The sequence below is a fragment of the Mucilaginibacter xinganensis genome (assembly GCF_002257585.1).
Lineage (GTDB): Bacteria > Bacteroidota > Bacteroidia > Sphingobacteriales > Sphingobacteriaceae > Mucilaginibacter > Mucilaginibacter xinganensis.
Genome location: NZ_CP022743.1, coordinates 1570187 through 1589190, shown reverse-complemented (window position 1 = coordinate 1589190; position 19004 = coordinate 1570187). Strand labels below are relative to the sequence as shown.

At 41.0% G+C, this 19004-nt stretch carries 14 protein-coding genes; 1 reads left to right on the top strand and 13 read right to left on the bottom strand.

Annotated elements, in window-relative coordinates; genetic code table 11:
* Positions 1-6: 6 nt before the first annotated feature.
* The 5 genes from MuYL_RS07010 to MuYL_RS06990 form a co-directional block, all read right to left on the bottom strand.
* Positions 7-3246: a SusC/RagA family TonB-linked outer membrane protein gene (locus tag MuYL_RS07010; protein ID WP_094569850.1), complete on the bottom strand. Its 3240-nt coding sequence runs from the start codon at positions 3244-3246 to the stop codon at positions 7-9.
* A gap of 497 nt (positions 3247-3743) precedes the next feature.
* Positions 3744-5645 carry an AAA domain-containing protein gene (locus tag MuYL_RS07005; RefSeq protein ID WP_094569849.1) on the bottom strand — a complete coding sequence of 634 codons (1902 nt, stop codon included), beginning with the start codon at positions 5643-5645 and terminating at the stop codon, positions 3744-3746.
* An 84-nt stretch (positions 5646-5729) separates the two neighbouring features.
* A complete protein-coding gene (locus MuYL_RS07000) occupies positions 5730-7466 on the bottom strand; it encodes a phospho-sugar mutase (protein WP_094572881.1) in 1737 nt (578 codons plus the stop codon).
* Between the two features lie 196 nt (positions 7467-7662).
* Positions 7663-8121, bottom strand: coding sequence for a PA2169 family four-helix-bundle protein (locus MuYL_RS06995; RefSeq protein WP_094569848.1), 459 nt, complete (start codon positions 8119-8121; stop codon positions 7663-7665).
* A 135-nt stretch (positions 8122-8256) separates the two neighbouring features.
* Positions 8257-9567 carry a DUF6734 family protein gene (locus MuYL_RS06990; RefSeq protein ID WP_094569847.1) on the bottom strand — a complete coding sequence of 437 codons (1311 nt, stop codon included), beginning with the start codon at positions 9565-9567 and terminating at the stop codon, positions 8257-8259.
* 163 nt (positions 9568-9730) lie between these two features.
* Here MuYL_RS06990 and MuYL_RS06985 point away from each other — a divergent pair, with 163 nt between their 5' ends.
* Entirely contained in the window at positions 9731-10624 is an 894-nt protein-coding gene (locus MuYL_RS06985; protein WP_094569846.1) for a DUF6625 family protein, read from the top strand.
* A gap of 27 nt (positions 10625-10651) precedes the next feature.
* On the opposite strand, the gene MuYL_RS06980 is transcribed toward MuYL_RS06985, so the two are convergent.
* From MuYL_RS06980 to MuYL_RS06945, 8 genes are all read right to left on the bottom strand, one after another.
* Positions 10652-10900: a hypothetical protein gene (locus tag MuYL_RS06980; protein ID WP_094569845.1), complete on the bottom strand. Its 249-nt coding sequence runs from the start codon at positions 10898-10900 to the stop codon at positions 10652-10654.
* A 148-nt stretch (positions 10901-11048) separates the two neighbouring features.
* Positions 11049-11312 (bottom strand): hypothetical protein, encoded by a 264-nt coding sequence (locus MuYL_RS06975; protein ID WP_094569844.1) that lies wholly within the window; start codon positions 11310-11312, stop codon positions 11049-11051.
* Between the two features lie 172 nt (positions 11313-11484).
* The gene (locus MuYL_RS06970) at positions 11485-11727 is read right to left on the bottom strand and encodes a hypothetical protein (protein ID WP_094569843.1); all 243 of its coding nucleotides are present in this window, start codon (positions 11725-11727) and stop codon (positions 11485-11487) included.
* 410 nt (positions 11728-12137) lie between these two features.
* Positions 12138-13706, bottom strand: coding sequence for a vitamin K epoxide reductase family protein (locus tag MuYL_RS06965; RefSeq protein ID WP_094569842.1), 1569 nt, complete (start codon positions 13704-13706; stop codon positions 12138-12140).
* Between the two features lie 110 nt (positions 13707-13816).
* Positions 13817-14785 (bottom strand): HlyD family efflux transporter periplasmic adaptor subunit, encoded by a 969-nt coding sequence (locus tag MuYL_RS06960; RefSeq protein ID WP_094569841.1) that lies wholly within the window; start codon positions 14783-14785, stop codon positions 13817-13819.
* Between the two features lie 2 nt (positions 14786-14787).
* Complete coding sequence (locus MuYL_RS06955) at positions 14788-16968, bottom strand: peptidase domain-containing ABC transporter (RefSeq protein ID WP_094569840.1); 2181 nt, start codon at positions 16966-16968, stop codon at positions 14788-14790.
* A gap of 159 nt (positions 16969-17127) precedes the next feature.
* Positions 17128-17886: a glycosyltransferase family 2 protein gene (locus MuYL_RS06950; protein ID WP_094569839.1), complete on the bottom strand. Its 759-nt coding sequence runs from the start codon at positions 17884-17886 to the stop codon at positions 17128-17130.
* 208 nt (positions 17887-18094) lie between these two features.
* Positions 18095-18853 (bottom strand): 3-keto-disaccharide hydrolase, encoded by a 759-nt coding sequence (locus tag MuYL_RS06945; protein ID WP_094569838.1) that lies wholly within the window; start codon positions 18851-18853, stop codon positions 18095-18097.
* Positions 18854-19004 lie beyond the last annotated feature (151 nt).

Sequence of the window (19004 nt, the reverse complement as noted above, 5' to 3'; positions counted from 1 at the left end):
TATTGATTAGAAACGTAGTTTTAAGTTAAATGAAATGGTACGTACAGTTGGGTAAGCACCTTCCTGGATCCCCTGCAGGTTACCTGCTGATAAACCTTCTTCAGGGTCGGCATAAGGAAGGTTTTTGTGGATGATCCATAAGTTACGCCCAATAAGCTGGAAAGTAACTTCTTTTACAGGGCCAAGTTTTCCTAATGCACTTCCGGGTAACGTATAGCCCAAAATTGCTTCACGCAGTTTTATAAAGCTGGCGTCGTACACAAATGCTTTTAACGGTAACAAACCGGCACCGTCACCAAATGATCCGTAAGGGCCGCCAGGTACACGAACGGTATTAGGTTGTCCGTCGGCTGTAACGCCCGGGCGAATAAAACCACCGCTGTTTGAACCTGTTGTAAGCGGGCTGCGAACAGGGTTACCTAAATCATTGGTATATGCGGTTAACGGATAAATACCGTCGGCTAAGCCATAAGCAAGGTCATTTGAGAATACTGAACCGCCTTTACGGATGTCGATCAGGAAGCTCAGGTTGAAACCTTTGTAAGTAAAGTTGTTATTGATACCCCCCGTCCAATCAGGATTGGTATTTCCAATATCGTGGTTAGCAGTAGCTGTTAACACATATTGTCCGTCGGCGCCTACAATTGGCTGTCCGTTTTTATAATAAGTATAATCTGTTCCCCTGATTGTGCCCAACGATCCGTGAAGCGGAGCGTTTAAGGTTTCTCCGTTCTGGAAGCTTCCTAACTGAAGATTTTGTGCCTCGTTACCGGTTGCATCTTTAAACAGGGAAGTAACCTCGTTGCGGTTGCGGGTAAAATTCACATTAATTTTCCAGTTAAAATCTTTTGTTCTTACCGGGGTACCATTTACTGAAAGTTCAAAGCCTTTGTTACGAACATTACCTGCGTTTAAATACTCAGCAGTGTAGCCGGTAGCGCCTGATATGTTTACAGGTAAAATTTCATTAAATGTATTGGTTACGTAGTAACTGCCGTCAAAACCTAAACGGTTGTTGAAGAACGACAACTCCAGACCAATTTCCTTACTTTTGGTTTGCTCAGGTTTTAAGTTATTATTGTTTTTGGTAGCATTTGCAACCGTTTGCGGGTTTGAACCAAAAGGCGGAATGATGGTGTAGGTATCGTTAACGCTGTATATAGGCGCGTCAGCACCCACCTGAGCGTAGCTGGCCCTTAATTTTCCGTATGACAACCAGGTGTATTGTTTAAGCAGTTCCGAGAAAATAAAGCCTGCAGATACTGACGGATAGTAATATTTATTGTTAGCTGATGGCAAAGTTGATGACTCATCTCTTCTTATGGTTCCATCTATGGTTAATAAATTTTTCCAGGTAAGGGTAGCACCTCCAAAAACACCGTCAACTTCTCTTCTTTGGTAAATCTCAGTTGGCGACAGTGGTGAATTCAGCGTGTTTGAAAGGGAATACAAACCAGGGATAATTAAACCACCGTTGGTGCTGGCAAAAATGCTGTTAAAATTATTTTTCCTGATGTTAGTACCCAATACCGCCTTCAAATTAAAGTCGTTCCCTAAATTTTTGTCCACATTAGCCAACAAATCAAAATTTGTTTCGGAGTAGTTTTGATTGGTACGTGAATAATAAGGTAGTCCTATACTACCAACATCATAACGCTCTTCCTGCAATGCTGAATAAGTGTCTAATGACACCCTGCCGGTAAAGGTTAACCATGATGTAGCCTTGTAAGCAGCATTCACATTTCCTAAGTACCGGTTGCGCGAATCAGTTTCATAGTTATGATCAGTTACCCAATATGGGTTGTTCCAATAAGCCGGGGCAGTATTTCCATGCCTCGCGTCGGCCATATTCCAGGTAATATTTGATTTGGTACGCTCGTAAGCGGCTTTCAGTTCCTGAACGTCAACATTGGTTTCCCACCATTGCCTGAAACCCGATACTACGTTACGGTTATCAGAGTTAGTACCATCATAGCCGGTTCCGCCTCTGCCTGTACCGTTGGTGTTATAATAATTGATACTTGCACCTACGGTTAACTTTGGTGTGATATTGTAAGTAGCAGCAAAGTCAACCAGGTTTTTCTTTAAATTACTATTTGGCAATACGCCGTTTTCATCGCTGTTGGTATAACCCAATTTAAACGAACCATTTTCGCCACCATTAGTGATCATGATACTGTTATTGGTTGATACCGGTTTTTCAAAAAATGTGGTTGGGTCATTTTTTGCTGCAACCCATGGTGTAGCTTTTCCATAGTTTGCTGACGTTGGATCAAACGCATTCCATTGGTAAACCATTAAATTAGGGTCAAAAGCCGAACCATTAGATGCATCAGCATCTGTTTGTGCCACTTTAACCCCTGTTTGCCCAAAAATGTTACCGGTGTAAAATCCCGGGCCGTAACCGGCACCGTATTGTTTTTGATATTGTGCAAAAGTCGATTTATCTATCGAACCAAAGCTAACAGTAGAGTTAACAATAACTCCCAGTCCTTTTTTTGCTTTCTTGGTAGTGATCAGGATAACACCGTTGCTGCCACGAGACCCATACAGTGCTGTTGCACCTGCGCCTTTTAAAACAGTCACGTTTTCAATATCGTCAGGGTTAATATCTGACGCAGGGCTGCCGTAGTCATAACCACCACCACCTTGTTGCTGATTGCTTCCGTTTGAATTAGTGTTGTCAACCGGTACACCATCAATAACAAAAAGCGCCTGATTGTTGCCAAAAATTGATTTGGTACCACGAAGTACAACATTTGTTGAACCGCCCAATGCATTGTTTTGACGAATCTCCAAGCCTGATACTTTGCCTGACAAGCCGCTTATAAAGTTAGTTGAACGCTGTTTGCTTACTTCCTCACCATTAACCTGCTGCGCTGCGTAACTCTGCTGGTTGCGGGTGCGGGATATTCCTAATGCTCCGGTAACTACAACTTCACCCAACTGCTGGCTGGAAGCTACCAGCACAACATTAAGTGAATTGCCTGATATGGGTAACGTTTGTGACGAGTACCCTAAAAAGCTAAAAGTTAGTTGCGCACCCGAAGGGACCGCAAGCGAATATTTACCGTTTACGTCGGTTTGTGTACCGTTTGTTGTTCCTTTAATGCTTACCGACACCCCGGGTAGTGGCAAGCCGTCTTCCTTAGCCGTAACCTTCCCGGTTACGGTTTGAGTTTGCGCAAATAGCTGGGTAGTAGCTATAAGGAGTAAGCACAAATTCAGTAGTAGAATTTTTTTCATGAATAAATCAGATAAGTTAAATAGTTAAAAATGTACGTTTTTTTGACAACGTAAATAAGGCGATAAACCTACGGCAAGTTTTCGTTTTACTAAAATATATTTCTGTAACTTTTGCATTACAGATTATTAATTAACCGTAACGAATTATTTACAATGATTTTGTGAAACATAAGCGTTTCTTTGCCGTTTCAAGATCACTACTACCTGAATTATCGAGCTAACCAATATTGATAATAATAAGGCAGTTAATAAGTTAATTGTGGCCGGAAAATACGCGAGGTATTTTCCGGCTTCTTTTTTATAAGACCGTAATTATCACTGCTTATATGTGTGGGTATTTGCAGGTATTATAAAATATTGGGCGGAAGTAGCCACATTATTTATCGGGGATTTTAATTATTATTTGGGCCCAACAGGTATCACTAACGACTGTTTTCATGCCCTTAAAATTGCTTTTGAGTTACGGCCTTTTAAACAACAATTATTGAGGGATAAAATTATAAATTCATATACTCCCATGCACTTTTGTAACCTCCTGCAGCTTCGGCATAAGCAATAAAGTCTTTGTAGAAAGGAAAATTCCCCAGCGTTGAACTATCACCAATTACCACCAGCTTTTTCTTAGCACGCGTCATCGCAACGTTCATCCGGCGAATGTCTGCAAGAAAGCCAATATCACCGCTGGTATTGCTGCGCACCATACTAATGTAAACCACATCCCGTTCCTGTCCCTGAAAACTATCTATCGTATTAACAGTGATATTGTCACCGTAATACTGTAATTCTTCTGAGTTTGCGACCAACTCTTTTAACATCCGGATCTGTTCTTTATAGGGCGATATAACAGCTATCGTAGGGCTTATAGCAAAAAAAGATCCTAGCTCAACAGCAAGTAACTGCGTTAAATGTTTAACTAAAAACACCGCCTCTTCTGGATTAGTTGAGCTGGTACCTTCCTGCTTTTCATCAAAACCGCAACCAGCCGTATCAACAAAGGTTAAGGGCAAATCGGCCGGGAACAACAATTGATTTGCAACCGATTGATGCGCTTTTAAACGGTTACCATAAAATTCCTTTGACGAAAAACCCATAATGGTTTTGTTCATCCGGTATTGCACATCCAGTAAGGTAACCGCTTCGGGGTGCAGGCCCACAGATTTTTCAAGCAGGGTAGTACTTAACCCCTCCCTGGCAGCTTCGTTTGATTTTATGGTAGGTGCCAACTGGAAGTGATCACCGGCCATAACAACTTTTTGCGCTTTCAGGATCGGTATCCAGATGGCGGGTTCAAGCGCCTGCCCGGCTTCATCAATCACTACTGTGCCAAACTTCACATTGCGAACTGTGTAATGATTCGAGCCAACCAGGGTAGCAGTTACAACCTGCGCTTTTGCAACAAGATCGTCAATAATAAACTGTTCAATTTTGTCAACTTCGCGCATTATTTTGTGCGCCTCGTCAAACAAAGCTTTTCGCTGGTCGCGTTCTGCTTTGCCAAAGCTGCGCTTATATTTATGCGCCATATTTTTATATTCCGACGCTTGCTTCTTTAGTTTTTTAACATCCTTTACATAGCTATGTTCCGCCATTTTGCTGTCTAAAGTAAGCGACGTTAGTTTGGCCGATACCCTCGCCGGGTTGCCTATACGCAATACATTTAACCCTTCGTTGCTTAGCTTCTCACTCAACAGGTCAACGGCAGTATTACTTGGCGCTACAACTAATATTTGTTCTTTATTTTGAGCTATCAGCGCTTTGATTGCCTGCACCAGCGTAGTGGTTTTTCCCGTTCCCGGCGGGCCGTGAACCACCGCCAAATCCTGTGCACACAAAATTTTTCGCACTGCCGATTGTTGCGAGTCATTTAATCCGGTTAAACCCGGATATTCTTTATCATCGGTAAATAGTGGCGGGTTATCGCCTGTCAAAATGTTAATCAGTCGTCCTTCAGGCTTTTCTCTTAATAACGTAGCCTGTTTAAGGGCATTCTGCATCTCATCATAACTATTGTTATCAAAAAGCAGTTCTACACCCAATTTACCGGCATGCGCCCATTCAGGCAACTCGTCAGTAAACAAAGTTATTTTAAGACGATTTCCGCCCTGATAGGAAATGGTACCTTCCAGCCTGTCCTTTTTAGGATCATGGTTCGAGAACAATACTGCGGGTACGCCAAATCTAAACTGGTGAACAACATCCTGGTGCGTGGTACGCTCCACTTCAACACTTAAATAATCCCCGCGGCTGGGCTCCGTTCCACGTATAGCGATTGGATACCAGGTAATGCCGTTGGCCCGCCTGTCGGCAACAGATGATGTTTCAGTAAGCTTTAAATAGGAGTTGCGATCTTCATCCCGCTCAATTTTTAAAAGATCAAGCAGTTTTTTAAAATAGGACATCTGCAAAGATGAGGAATAGCCCAAATAAAAAAAACGCGATGCCGAAATAAAATCGAGATCGCGTTTTTAAGATTCGGGGTGGGGTTATACGCCCAAGTCCTTCATTATAGCGCTGATTTTTTCATCCAATTGCTTATCCGTTTCGTGGTAAGCCTCTTTACCGGCGAGCTTACCGTTTACGCTGCAATAGAACTTAATTTTAGGCTCCGTGCCTGATGGCCTGGCTGAGATAATACTGCCATCTTCAGTAATAAACTGCAATACATCGCTTGTTGGCAACTCCAGTTTTTTTGTAGTATTGGTAAGCAGATCAGTTTCAATGCCTTTTTCGTAGTCTTTAAGTGTTGTAACTTTTGAGCCGCCCAGCGTAACCGGCGGATTGGTGCGAAATTTCTCCATCATCTCCTTAATCTCCTCGGCACCTGTTTTACCTTTTTTGGTAAGCGAGATCAATTTCTCTTTGTAGAAACCATATTTTATGTAAGTATCAATCAACGCCTCAAATAAGCTGCTGCCTTTATCTTTGTAATAGGCTGTCATTTCTGCAATAAACGCGCTGCTCACCACCGCGTCTTTATCACGCACCAGTTCGCCAATTAAATAGCCATAGCTTTCTTCGCCGCCGCCAATAAAGGTCTGTTTCCCTTCAAATTTGGTCATCAGCTCGCCAATGTATTTAAAACCTGTTAAAGTATTATAAAACGTAACGTTTTTAGCTTTTGCTATTTGCTCAATCAGGTTAGTGGTAACAATGGTTTTAACAATGTACTCTTTACCCGTAAGCTTGCCTTTTTCTTCCCATGCGGTAAGCAGGTAGTTGATCAGCATGGCCCCTGTTTGATTGCCATTCAGCAATATAAATTCATTTTCGGTATTCTTAACCGCAATACCTACGCGGTCGGCATCGGGGTCAGTAGCCAGCACCAGGTCTGCATCAGTTTCCTGTGCCTTTTTAAGGGCAAGGGTCAGTGCTTCTTTTTCTTCCGGGTTTGGATAAACCACGGTAGGAAAATTACCGTCCGGGGTAGTTTGCTCATCAACCAAAATCACATTCTCAAAACCAAAAAGCTTCAAGGCCTGCGGCACTAAAGTTATCCCTGTTCCGTGAATAGGCGAATAAACAATTTTAAGATCCTTCTGCCGCTTAATAGCCTCCGGCGAAACCGAAAGTTTGGTTATTGCAGCCAAGTATTGCTCATCAATCTCCTCGCCTATCTCCTCGATATTGGCATCAACGCGGTTAAACTTTATCTCGTCCACGCTGCTGATTGCGGCAACCTCATCCATTACAGCCTTATCCTCTGGCGATACAAATTGCCCTCCATCCGCGCCATAGGCCTTGTAACCATTATATTCTTTAGGGTTATGTGATGCGGTGAGCATTACGCCACTTTTGCAACCCAATACCCGTACCGCGTATGAGAGTTCAGGCGTAGGGCGAAGCGCCTTAAAAAAGTATACGTAAATATCATTAGCTGAAAACACTTCCGCAGTAATGCGCGAAAAAAGATCAGCATTGTTACGGCTGTCGTGCGCTATGGCAACTTTAATTTTTTCGCCGGGATAACTCTTTTTAAGGTGATTGGCCAAACCCTGCGTTGCCGCCCCTATGGTATATTTGTTGATACGGTTGCTACCGGGGCCCATCGTTCCGCGCAACCCACCTGTACCAAATTCCAGGTCGCGGTAAAACGAATCGGTTAATTCTGTGTATGCTTTATTATCCAATAAAGTCTGAATTTGTTGCTTAACATCAGCGTCATAACTTCCCTGAAGCCATGCGTTGGCCTTCTGTAAAATAACTGGGTCTAACTCTTGCATATCAATATTTATAATCTCGGTTAATCGTTGGTTGTTGTACTTCAAATATGATAATAAAAAAGTATTTTAAACAGCTATTTGTTTACCCAAAGTTGAATTAATTATATCATGCAATTTACTGCCTGAAGCTAAAAACCCATAAAAAAAAGCGGGCAGCCATTATGCCGCCCGCTGTAATATAATCCCGGAAAAGGATTTAACTCTGAAAGTCGCGCAGGTTTTTAATTTTATCATGCGATACTTTTAAATCTTCCTTTTGCTTGCTGATCATCGTGCGGATGTAAGCAGGTAATTCTTCTTCGCGTAAAGCTGTGGTGTAGGCTTTTTGAGCCGCATCTTCACCAGCTTCACAATTCTCAAGTACAGTTTTACGGTCGTGCCCGGTAAAAACTGCTTTTACATCCATCCAGGCGCGGTAAATCTTTCCGCTGGTAGTGGTGCCTTGTTCAATATCGCCCCCGTTTGCAGCAACCTCGTTTGCCAGTTCCATCTTACATTGATGGCTCTCGGCTACCATGTCAGTAAAAAGCGCTCTCAGGTCGGCATCTTCTTCTTTTAATTCGCCGGCAGCTCTCTCGTAACCGGTTATACGGTCATTATTAATGGCTATCAGGTCGTTCAAAATTTCGGTTGTCATTTCTGTTGTAGTTTCCATAGTTTTATAGTTTTGCTATGAATTATACAATTACCGTTCCAGTATTTTGTTAAGCGAAATAAAATTAATTAAAATTACAAAATTATTTACACCCAGCTATTAATTCAGATTGACCGGTTGTTGTAATTGGTTTTATTATAAACAAACCTCATACAAATTACCATACAACCCTGCGCGTAGTTTAAGGCTAAGCAATTTACTAATATCCGCCCGGCCTTGTGTAGTATCGCCTTCATCAAAACATTCGGTTATAAAATTCAGCAATTCTGCAAATGTTCTTCCGATACGCATAAGGTCAATTAAAATTCCATCCAACTGATCTGCCTCAACCTGCTTAAATTCCATTCTGTAGCTTAACGGCACATGGTAACTAACAATACCGCTATCACTGTTAGCTATCTTTAAAAACTTATTTCTTTTAAATTTTGCATACTGCAACCTGTTGTTCCTAAACAAGTACTCAACATTTGCATACTGTTTTTTTTCATGCTCATATAAACGTAACCACGCCGCAGAATTTCCATTTATTTCATTATTATAACATGTTAAATACAAAGTGAACCCGGCTTTTTTACATTCATCAATAACGCGGTAATAATAACCCGGATAATCATGCCTTAAGCGACTGGCCAGCATAAAACAGCAATCGACATTTCTTTTAAATTCACCCATCAGGTGGATGTACTTTATATCACCTGCAACATTCATAAAATCGGCAAAGCCGGGATATGTCATATCAGTTACTTCATCCGGCAAATAACATGTTACCGCTATTTTGTTCTGTTCAGCAAGGCAATGAAACAGTACCTGCTCATAAATCATATTGATCTCCGGGATCTTTAACAGCTGCAACTTTTCATAGTTGGCAGTTACAAAACCAAAGGCCTCTTCTGCGTATTTTTTAAAAAAATCAATGTCATTACCGCCAATTATCCCGGCATTGTATGCGGCAAGTTTTTTACCATTATTTAAGCTATCGGTGATAGCCGCGGGAAAAACCAGTCCTAAATTTAAAAGGTGCTTTAAAATTGATTGATAGTAGGAATCGTTAGTCTCCATATTCTGTGCAATAAGCGGGCGCTGTAAGGTGGTATCATCCAACTTTTCCCAAAAAAAGGCATCGCCGTCCACATGTAAAAACGGCCCGTTTTGCAGACTGTATGTGTACAACTTTGGATAAGCCCACAGGTGGGCAGGGAAATCAAGATCGTTTAATACCAGGTGCACTGCGTCATAAGGAAGTTTAAGCCGGTTTATCAACACATCATACCCGGCACTATTGGTGTATAACTCAACCTGCGGGTAGTATTGTTTTAATTGTAGACAGCTTAACGCCCAACCCATCCAGTTAAACTCGGGCGAAAGAAACCCTAAGCTATTCTTCAACGGATCTGCGCCATTACCAGGCAGGTATAATGTTTGGATAATTTTTATGGTACTGTCCATTTAACGATAAATGGTTTATTATTGCTCAAAGGTTTATTTAAATAAATATACAATAAATAATTCTTTCTATATTTAGGTTCTGTTAAAAAGGAGAAAATTTAATATCCGGCATAAATTGCGCCGGGTTAATTTACTAAACAATCTCCCGCATAAAATTTCCAAAATGCCTGAACCTGTGAACAAGTATAAAATTGCATTGATCACCTGCTATTTCGGGCAGGCTCCCTGGTATTTTAAACTTTTTTTAAAATCATGTGCCTACAACCCCGGTGTTCATTTTTATGTCATTGGAGATCTCGAAATATCACACCCGCTCCCCGAAAATGTGTATCATGTGTCCATGAACATCAGCGAGTTTGAAACACTTGCATCCCAAAAACTGGCAATGCCTGTAAATGTTGCCAACCCATACAAATTATGCGATTTGAAGCCCGCCTACGGGGTCATATTTGATGATTTTTTAATGAATTATGATTTTTGGGGACATGGTGACCTGGATGTGATTTTTGGCGACATAAGGGGATTTATCACAAATAAAATCCTGGATAGCTATGAGGTGATATGTGTAAGAGAGGAATATATAACCGGCTTTTTTTCACTTTTCAAAAACATCCCGTTCGTTAACGAACTTTTTAAATTAAGTAAAGATCACCGCAAGGTTTTTACCAGCGCCGATCATTATTGTTTTGATGAATGTAATTTTGCCTGGATCCCGCTAATGGAGGGACTATCTATTTTTGACATTAAAACCCCCATTGAGAGTATGACGCATATTGTAAAAAAGCTTGCAGCCGAAGGAAAGATAAAGGCACATTTCAACTTTATGGTTATTGAAGGCCTTTGTGGCCAAATGGAATGGAACACCGGCAGCCTTTATTATGCCAACAAAGCCGAAGCAATATTATACCACCTTATTAAGTTCAAAAAACAGCCCGACCTTATTAAACCCCAATGGGATGTAATACCCGACATTTTTTTTATCGAAAGGAATTACTTCTTAAAAAACGATCCTGCATCCGCAGACGGGCTGCTGGAAACACAAAACTTATTAAAATAACAAGGAGCCCGAAGGCTCCTCGTTATTTTAGCTGCACTGTCCCCAGTGGTTACACAAACTGCTTGAATCCCATTGTGCACCAGTTGCACCATACCCTGCGCAATAAGAAGAGCAGTTGGTTTGCCCAATGCCCCCAGACCAGCTGTGGGTACAATCAAGGTTACCATACGTACCGCCAACGCAGCAACATACATTGTAACCACCGGCAATTTTTTTCATTTCTTCTTTAGTCAGCATTTCTTTTACGCTGCCTAATTTTAAACTTACTTTTTTCATAGTTTAAAAATTTATTTATTGGTTGTGCCTCTATTTTCGGGGTCGGCTTTCCTTATCCTGTTTTATGTTAAGACAGGCAACTTAATTGTTGGCCAAACAATATTTTAAACAGTACCGAAAAAAGCCCTTTGTGAAGGACTCCTTTTTATTAGCAATGCCCCCAATGGTTGCACAAGCTGCTCGAATCCCACAAAGCACCACCAGTACCCGGATTTTGAGAATTTGGATCTGTACATGTGTGGTAACAACTGCCTGTTGAATCAAGTGACCGCGACCAGCTATGGGTGCAGTCAAGGTTACCATACACGCCGCCTATACAGCAACACATAGCATAACCACCTGCAATTTTTTTCATTTCTTCTTTAGTCAGCATTTCCTTTACGCTGCCTAATTTTAAACTCACTTTTTTCATAATTATAAATTTAATATTGGTGTTACCTCTGTTTTCGGGTTGGGCATTTCCCTATCCTGTTTTACCAAGGCAGGCAACTTAATTGTTGGCCAAAACAATATTTTTCGCGCAAATAATTTCAATAGGTGAGTGCAATAGCTGAAGGGGAGATTTTCAACTCCCCTTTTTTAAATCAGCAAGGTTTATTCCAGTAGTTACATAAGCTGCTTGAATCCCATTGCGCACCACTTGCCCCATAGCCAGCGCAGTAAGAAGAGCAATTGGTGGACCCGCCAGACCAGCTGTGGTTACACTCAAGGTAACCGTAAGTGCCGCCAACGCAGCAGCATACGTTATAACCTCCAGAGATTTTTTTCATCTCTTCCTTAGTCAGCATTTCCTTTACGCTGCCTAATTTTAAGCCTACTTTCTTCATAATTGAAAATTTGTTATTGTGTTGCCTCTGTTTTCAGGGTCGGCTTTCCTTATCCTGTTTTACTAAGGCAGGCAACTTAATTATTGGCCAAAACAATACCATACAGGCTATTTTAAGCCCGTTCAAATACCATTAACTATTTTTAATTTTTAATTATAGCGTTAAAGTTTAGGAATTATCTCAGCAAAATCCCACCGGCAAAAAGGGCTTGCCAGCTGCTGTCATACCGGGCTACCCGGATCTTAACTTAACTTCTCCCATAATTTATTAATTCTATATTGGTTTTAATTTTTTTAAGGCCAGGCTTGCATTTATCCTGCGTAATACGGAATACAATCAGCCAGAAAAATATATTGATCGGTTAAAATCAGTAAAACTTATAATAGGGGGTTAACATCGAAACTGAGGAATCAGATCAGGTACTTCAGATCTTCTATAACATAACTCTCAGGCAATTGGTGCCCATTTAAAATCACCAGTGGTGTAAACCGTACATCGACAGATTCGCACCACTCGTTTTGCTTCCTCAATACGTTATCGCAGGCTACCGAATCTAAATCGGCGGGATATTTTTTTGCCCATGACGGATAGTCTTTTTTACTTTGCTTATACCAGTCGTGTAATGCCTGCTTAACAAGTTCGGCATCGCCGGTATTGTTCAAAGCCACAAGGTGCCGCGCAGCTTCGCTGCTTTGGGGGGTATTGGTCAACACAACCCTTACCTGCAGATCGTCAGAAACTGCAAGCCATTCATCAAGCGCTTTATGCGCTGTTGAACAAGGCCCGCAGTAGGGATTGGATACTATAGTTACGATGTTTTTCGAAGCGGGATTTCCCAGAACAATTGAAAAGTCCTGGTTTGGCTGGTTATAGGAAGGTTGCTCCGATAAAACCTTTTTAAATAATTCATCGTTATGTTTAAACTTAGCCAGCGTTTTCCTGGCTGCATTTAACTCTCCCGATCGTTTAAACAGCGGCTTCACAACTATCCAGGCCAACACCGGCATTAGCATACTGATGGTTATCCGGTAAAACCCCACTGTAGTAAGGTGGTTTAAAGGATTTGAAAAGTTTGAAAGATTTGCAAAAAACTCTGCTAAAAGCACGGCTTGTACCGTGGTACAAAGTACACACCACTTTTTTGCAATAAACGCCTGGTAGCTTAACGAATAAACAATATAGGGCAAACAGGCTGCGCTTAAAACGGCAAGTGTTTCGGGTACGCCGGGTGTTGTGTATGAGAACAGCAGCAGTAAAAATGTACCGCCAAAATAAAACCCCCCAATCTCTGACCATGATAACCACGACACCAGCTTTGCGGCCCTTGAGGTAAGAATCTCGTCGCAATCGGCATGTTTGCCCTTAAAGCAAAGTGTTTTTACATAAGGGTTATCTGACTGAATACTTTGTACCAGCAGCAAAACAGCTGTGGTAAGTCCTCCACTTTTTAATAAAAGCAATAAACAATTATACCAGCTAAAAGCGCGGTTTTGGATAAAAAAGCCCGAGAGCAACAAAACGGCACCTAATATAAAAAGCGGCACCTTTAAACTTTCTGCTATTTCTTTTTGCCGGTTGGCTTTGTAATTAATCTCACCCGCATTTTCCTCGGGTTCAACAACCAGCGCCGTATTGTTGTACAGCTTATTAAACTCACCTCGTTCAATTACTTTGTTTTTATAATTTTCATTACAAATGGTTACCTCTTTATCATCAATGGTTTTAACTACCACAAACTCATACTCCTTAATACCTTTACTGATATAGGCTATAAAGGGGCAAAAATCGTTATCCAGTTCGGCAGGACTTAAATGATATGCGGCGTTTGTAATGTTCCATTTGGATAATACCTCACTTATCCCAAATAAATTTTCATTATTAGGGTTTTCATTTACCTCGTTAATAATACTTGTTTTTGTAACCGGAATGTTTAAAATTGCGATAAGGCTGCGAATAGTTTCGACAACATTTTTTTCCATAAGATGATCAGGTTTAGTAATTGGTTATTTAAAATTATAATATTTAATTTGATAAACCAAGCAATTCCTGAAAGAAATTTTTTCGCCTGAAGAAAGCTATCGAAAGGAAATCATTGAGCCTGAACAGCTTTCTTTAAGCTATTAATTAATCTATTAATTAATGAAACATCTTTGGTAATAATATCTGATTCTGCTGATAAGCCGCTTTTTAAAATAATATTTCTATTAACAGGGTTTTTAAATATCACTTTTGACACGTAAACGCTGTCATTAAATGGCAATGCTCCAATAGTATCAATGGTACCTGTTATCACTCCAAAGTCCTCAAAACGGTAGCTTAATAGTTTTATCAATACCTTTTGCCCCTTCTTTACCTTACCAATATCATACTGCGAAATAGCCATCTCCCCATAAAACCCGGATCGACCATCACTTACATAAAATAAAGGCTGTCCAGCTTTTACTGGCTGCCCTTCAGTTATTAACCCAATGACTGATAGTTTCCCGGCACTTGAAGCGCTAACTATAAATTGGTTTTTCCACTTATCTACGTAAGTTATTATGGTATTTAGCTGGTTAATGAACGGTGCCCTGCAATTACTGCACATTGCTGTGTTTCCCGGCTCGGTTAATGGTGGTTCATGCCTGAAAATAACCCGAAAATGTTCCTTGATTCGCTTCATATCCCCCAACTGTTTTTCTGTAGGACCTGCCAGATCTGCAGTAATATTGGTTTTAAGCATTTTTAATTCATCAGAAAGCTGCAAAACATCATCGTGGCTTTGAGGCGATTCAACAAAGGCAAGCGGCTCGCCCTTAGTTACAGCCTGACTGTTTTTTACAAGCAACCTTATTAACCGCCCATCGGCATTAGCTGTTATTGGCCTGGAAGACCCCGATGCGTAAATTACCATCCGCGTTTTTACCAGGTCGGGATAATGGATCATAAACGAAAGCGCTCCCAGTATAAAAAGACAAATAACAAACAGCGTTATCCCCCATTTAATTATCCATGAGGGCGGTTTGGTAATAATTTCCTGTGTTTCGTCGCTGTGCAGCTGCTGATTATTTTCGTCCATGGCTATAGTCCAAATTCCAGTTGATTCTTAATCAAATTATAATACTCGCCTTTTTTCAGGGTTAACTCCTGGTGTGTGCCCTGCTCTATAATACTACCCTTATGCAGCACTACAATATTGTCTGCATTTTTCACAGTGCTTAACCTGTGCGCTACAATCACAACTGTCTTTCCTTTTAAAAATTCGCCCAGGTTCTCAACAATCACTTTCTCGTTATTGGCATCCAGCGCATTAGTGGCTTCATCAAAAAAAATATACGCCGGATTCTTATACACGGCCCGCGCAATCAGTATTCGTTGTTTTTGCCCCTGGCTTAATCCGCCGCCGCCGGCGCCTATCCTAGAATTTAATCCATAGGGCAATGATTCAATCACATCCTGGATGTTGGCTATCCTTATGGCATTATTTAATTTCTCCGGATCGGGTTCTTCATCGCTTATAGCAATATTATTTGCTATTGTGTCGGTAAACAAGTAGCCATCCTGCATTACAATACTGCACTGATCGCGCCACAGGCGATGCCTTATATCATTTAAACGCTCTGTTCCAACCCTTATATCACCTGCTTCTGGAAGGTAAAACCGCAGCAGTAATTTTAAGATAGTGGTTTTTCCGCTGCCGCTCATTCCCACTATCGCAGTAGTTTTACCTGCCGGGATATAAAGATTAATGCTATTTAACACCGGCTCATTACCCGCCCCCGGATACCTGAAAGTTACGTTGTGCAAGGCAATGCTCTTATTGTCCGGCATACGGTTGATATAGGTCTTCCCTTCAGGCTCCTCGTCATCTAACCTGTGGATCTCATTTAAACGTTCAACACTTATCCTGGCATCCTGGTAACTTTTAACAAAATTCAGAAACTGTTCCACCGGGCCGTTAAGCTGCCCTATTATGTATTGAATAGCCACCATGGCACCCAGGGTTAAATTACCGTCTATAACTGCTTTGGCGCTTAAATAGGTTATAAAAATGTTTTTACCCTGGTTAATAAAGGCGGCACCCGCCTGCTGGTACTGGTTTAATGCCAGCGACTTAATATTGAAGCGAAAAAGCCGCGCCTGAATATGTTCCCACGACCAGCGTTTCCTGATCTCGGAGTTATTCAGTTTGATCTCCTGCATCCCAAAAACAAGTTCTATTATGTTATCCTGATTTTTTGAGTTGTTTGAAAACTGTTTATAATCAAGCTCGCGCCTTTTCTTTAAAAAGATAAGTATCCAGGTAACATACAATATGGTGGACACTGCAAAAACAAAAAATATTACCGAATTATAAATAGCGATAACCACCGCGAAAACCACAAAATTGAATACCGAGAATACAATACTTAAGGTGGAACCAGTTAAAAACGATTCAATCCTTTTTTCATCAGTGATCCGCTGCATAATGTCGCCCGGCGTTTTGGTATCAAAAAAGCTCATGGGCAGCTTCATAAGTTTTATCAGCAAATCGGTAAGGATAGAGATATTTACGCGGGTACTTATGTGCAGCAGGATCCATGATTTAATAAAATCCATACTGGTGCTACCTATAAATATCATCACCTGTGCAATTAAGATCAGTTGGATAAAGCTCAGGTTATGGCTGTAGATCCCCAGGTCTACTATAGATTGGGTTAAAAACGGGGCGATCAACTGTAGCACGGTACCCATGGCCAGCGCCAAAACCATTTGCATCAATAGCTGCCTGTATTGGAAAAGATACCTCACAATGAATGCCCAGCTTAACTCTCCCGTCTTTTCATCTTCCTGCTCATAAAAGCGGGGGGTAGAATTGATAAACAAAGCAACTCCGTCATTATATTCAGCCGATGCTATCCAGTTGGTTGTAAACTCAGTTTCGGTAAGTCTCATTGGGCCGGCTGCCGGGTCGGCTATATAAAAAATCCCCTTCTTTATTTTATAAAGTATTACAAAGTGGTTTTGGCGCCAATGCAAAATACAGGGTAACTCCAGCTCCTTTAACTGCGCCACATCTACTTTAACCCCAACAGAATGCAATCCCAATTTTTCTGCTGCTTCGCTCATGTCCAAAAATGTAACCCCGCCGTGCGTGATTTGGCAAAGAGCCCTCAATTTTTGAATACTAAAGGTGCGGCCAAAATATTTGGTGATCATTTTCAGGCAGGTTGGACCACAGTCCATCGCATCCTGCTGTTTATAAATGGGGAATGTTTTCAAATTAGCAACGGTTTATTAAATTACTATTTGGCTTTCAGCAATCACTCAGTGTTATTGCTATTGATGATACAGGTTTATTTGATTCCCAATATAGTAAAGAAAAGCATTTAATCAGTAAACAATAATTGCATTAAAGTTAATTTTTGTAAAAACCGCCCTTCAACCGGATTGGCCGTTAAGCCCAAAGGCTATCTGTAACTTATACTTTATTACCTGCAGTTTATATTTGATGTACGACTGATGCTGCCATTTGTACCTGTAGTAAAACTCAGGCAGTTTAGTTAGTTTGTTGCTCTCTTTTTTATCAAGCGTTTTGGTTGATACACTGCCCAGGTGGGTTACAAATGAAGACGAAACGAGGCAATTTTTGATACCATGCTTTATCAGCGACCGGCAATAGTCTGCATCGCAGTACCAAAAAGTCAGGTTTTCATCCAGAGGACCTATCACATCAAAAATTGCTCTTTTTGTAAAAATACACCAGCCGCTGAGCACTCCCATATAACCCTCAAGGGGCGGCTGAAATTTGGAAAAACCTTCATCTTGATGAAACCTGTCGTCGTAAGGCGACGCGCTTAACAGCGCAGGATCTTTATCCATCTCCATTAAAATATTGGTGGCCCAGTGTTTATGGAAAACTAAATCGTTATTACAAAGACACACATAAGTACTGGCGCATGCTTTTAAGCCGATGTTCATGAACTTGTGATAACCGAAAACGGTATTCGGATAAATTGTTATGGCGCCCGGGTATTGGTAAGGCGAAAGTGATTGATCAGATTCAACAACAATAACATTCAACTTTATTTTTTCAGGTTCTTCTGAAGCCAATAAAGTTTCAATACCGTTTCGGGTAATACTTTGCAAAGCCGTTGTTTTACCATAGCTCAGTATAATAACATCAATATTAACTAACATTTCTGGTAACAGGTAAAGTGCTTTGTTGGCGTAGTAATTCAGGCTAAGCGCAATTTATTAAAAATTAATCAAAAACGAAATTTAATAAAAATGCCTTTACCAACTCCAACTTCCCTTATGGTAACAACTTAAAAACGCACCCAAAAACAAAAAGGTAGCCGACTCCTCAGCTACCTTAAAATCAACCAACTGTATATACTCAAATCAATTATAATTCTCTTATCCAAATGTTGCGGTAACTGATAGGTTCACTTTTATCGCCGTGTGCCTGTAACTTTAACGGTGCGGGGCCGTGCTTTTCATAAACAGGTTTACCTATGTAGCGGGTTGGTCCCAACAATTCCACGTTGTTTTCAACCAGTACACCGTTAAAAAATACGGTTGCTTTTGCAGGAGTTTTTACGCTGCCATCTTCTTTAAAGATAGGCGCCGTCCATACCACATCATAACACTGCCATTCGCCAGGTGGCCTCGCCGCATTTGCCAGTGGTACAAATTGCTTGTAAATACTGCCTGCCATGCCATTAACATAGGTTTTGTTTTTGTACGAGTCAAGCACCTGCAGTTCATACCCGGCATCGCCTTTACCTATCGAAGCTAAAAAGACACCGCTATTGCCACGGGCCTGGCCTTCGCCGGTTATAGTTGAAGGGATGCGCCATTCAATATGAAGCTGATAGTTTGTGAAAGACTGTTTAGTTTCAATATTTCCCGAGGTTTTATTCACGGTGAGGATATTGTCTTTAACTATCCAGTCGGCCGCTTTATCCCGATTATTGGTTATTACCCATTTATCAAGATTCTCGCCGTTAAACAATACGATAGCGTCTGACGGGGCATCGCTAAGTGTTTTTCCCGGTGTAACCACTTTGGGTACGGGTTCGTATATTTCGGTATCTTCAGGTTTTTGTGCTTTGGCCATTATAAAGCTGCCGGCTAATAACAAAGTCAATAATAGTCTGTTCATCGCGTGGATTTGGTTATAATTTATAGTTTTATAAACGGTTGTATTAATTGGTTTCGGCACGCACGCCAACTGCCAATTAAGTTGCGCACATACATAATTTAGATTGGTAGACAAATTAAAGTACCAGTTAATTTAAAACCTATTTATATAG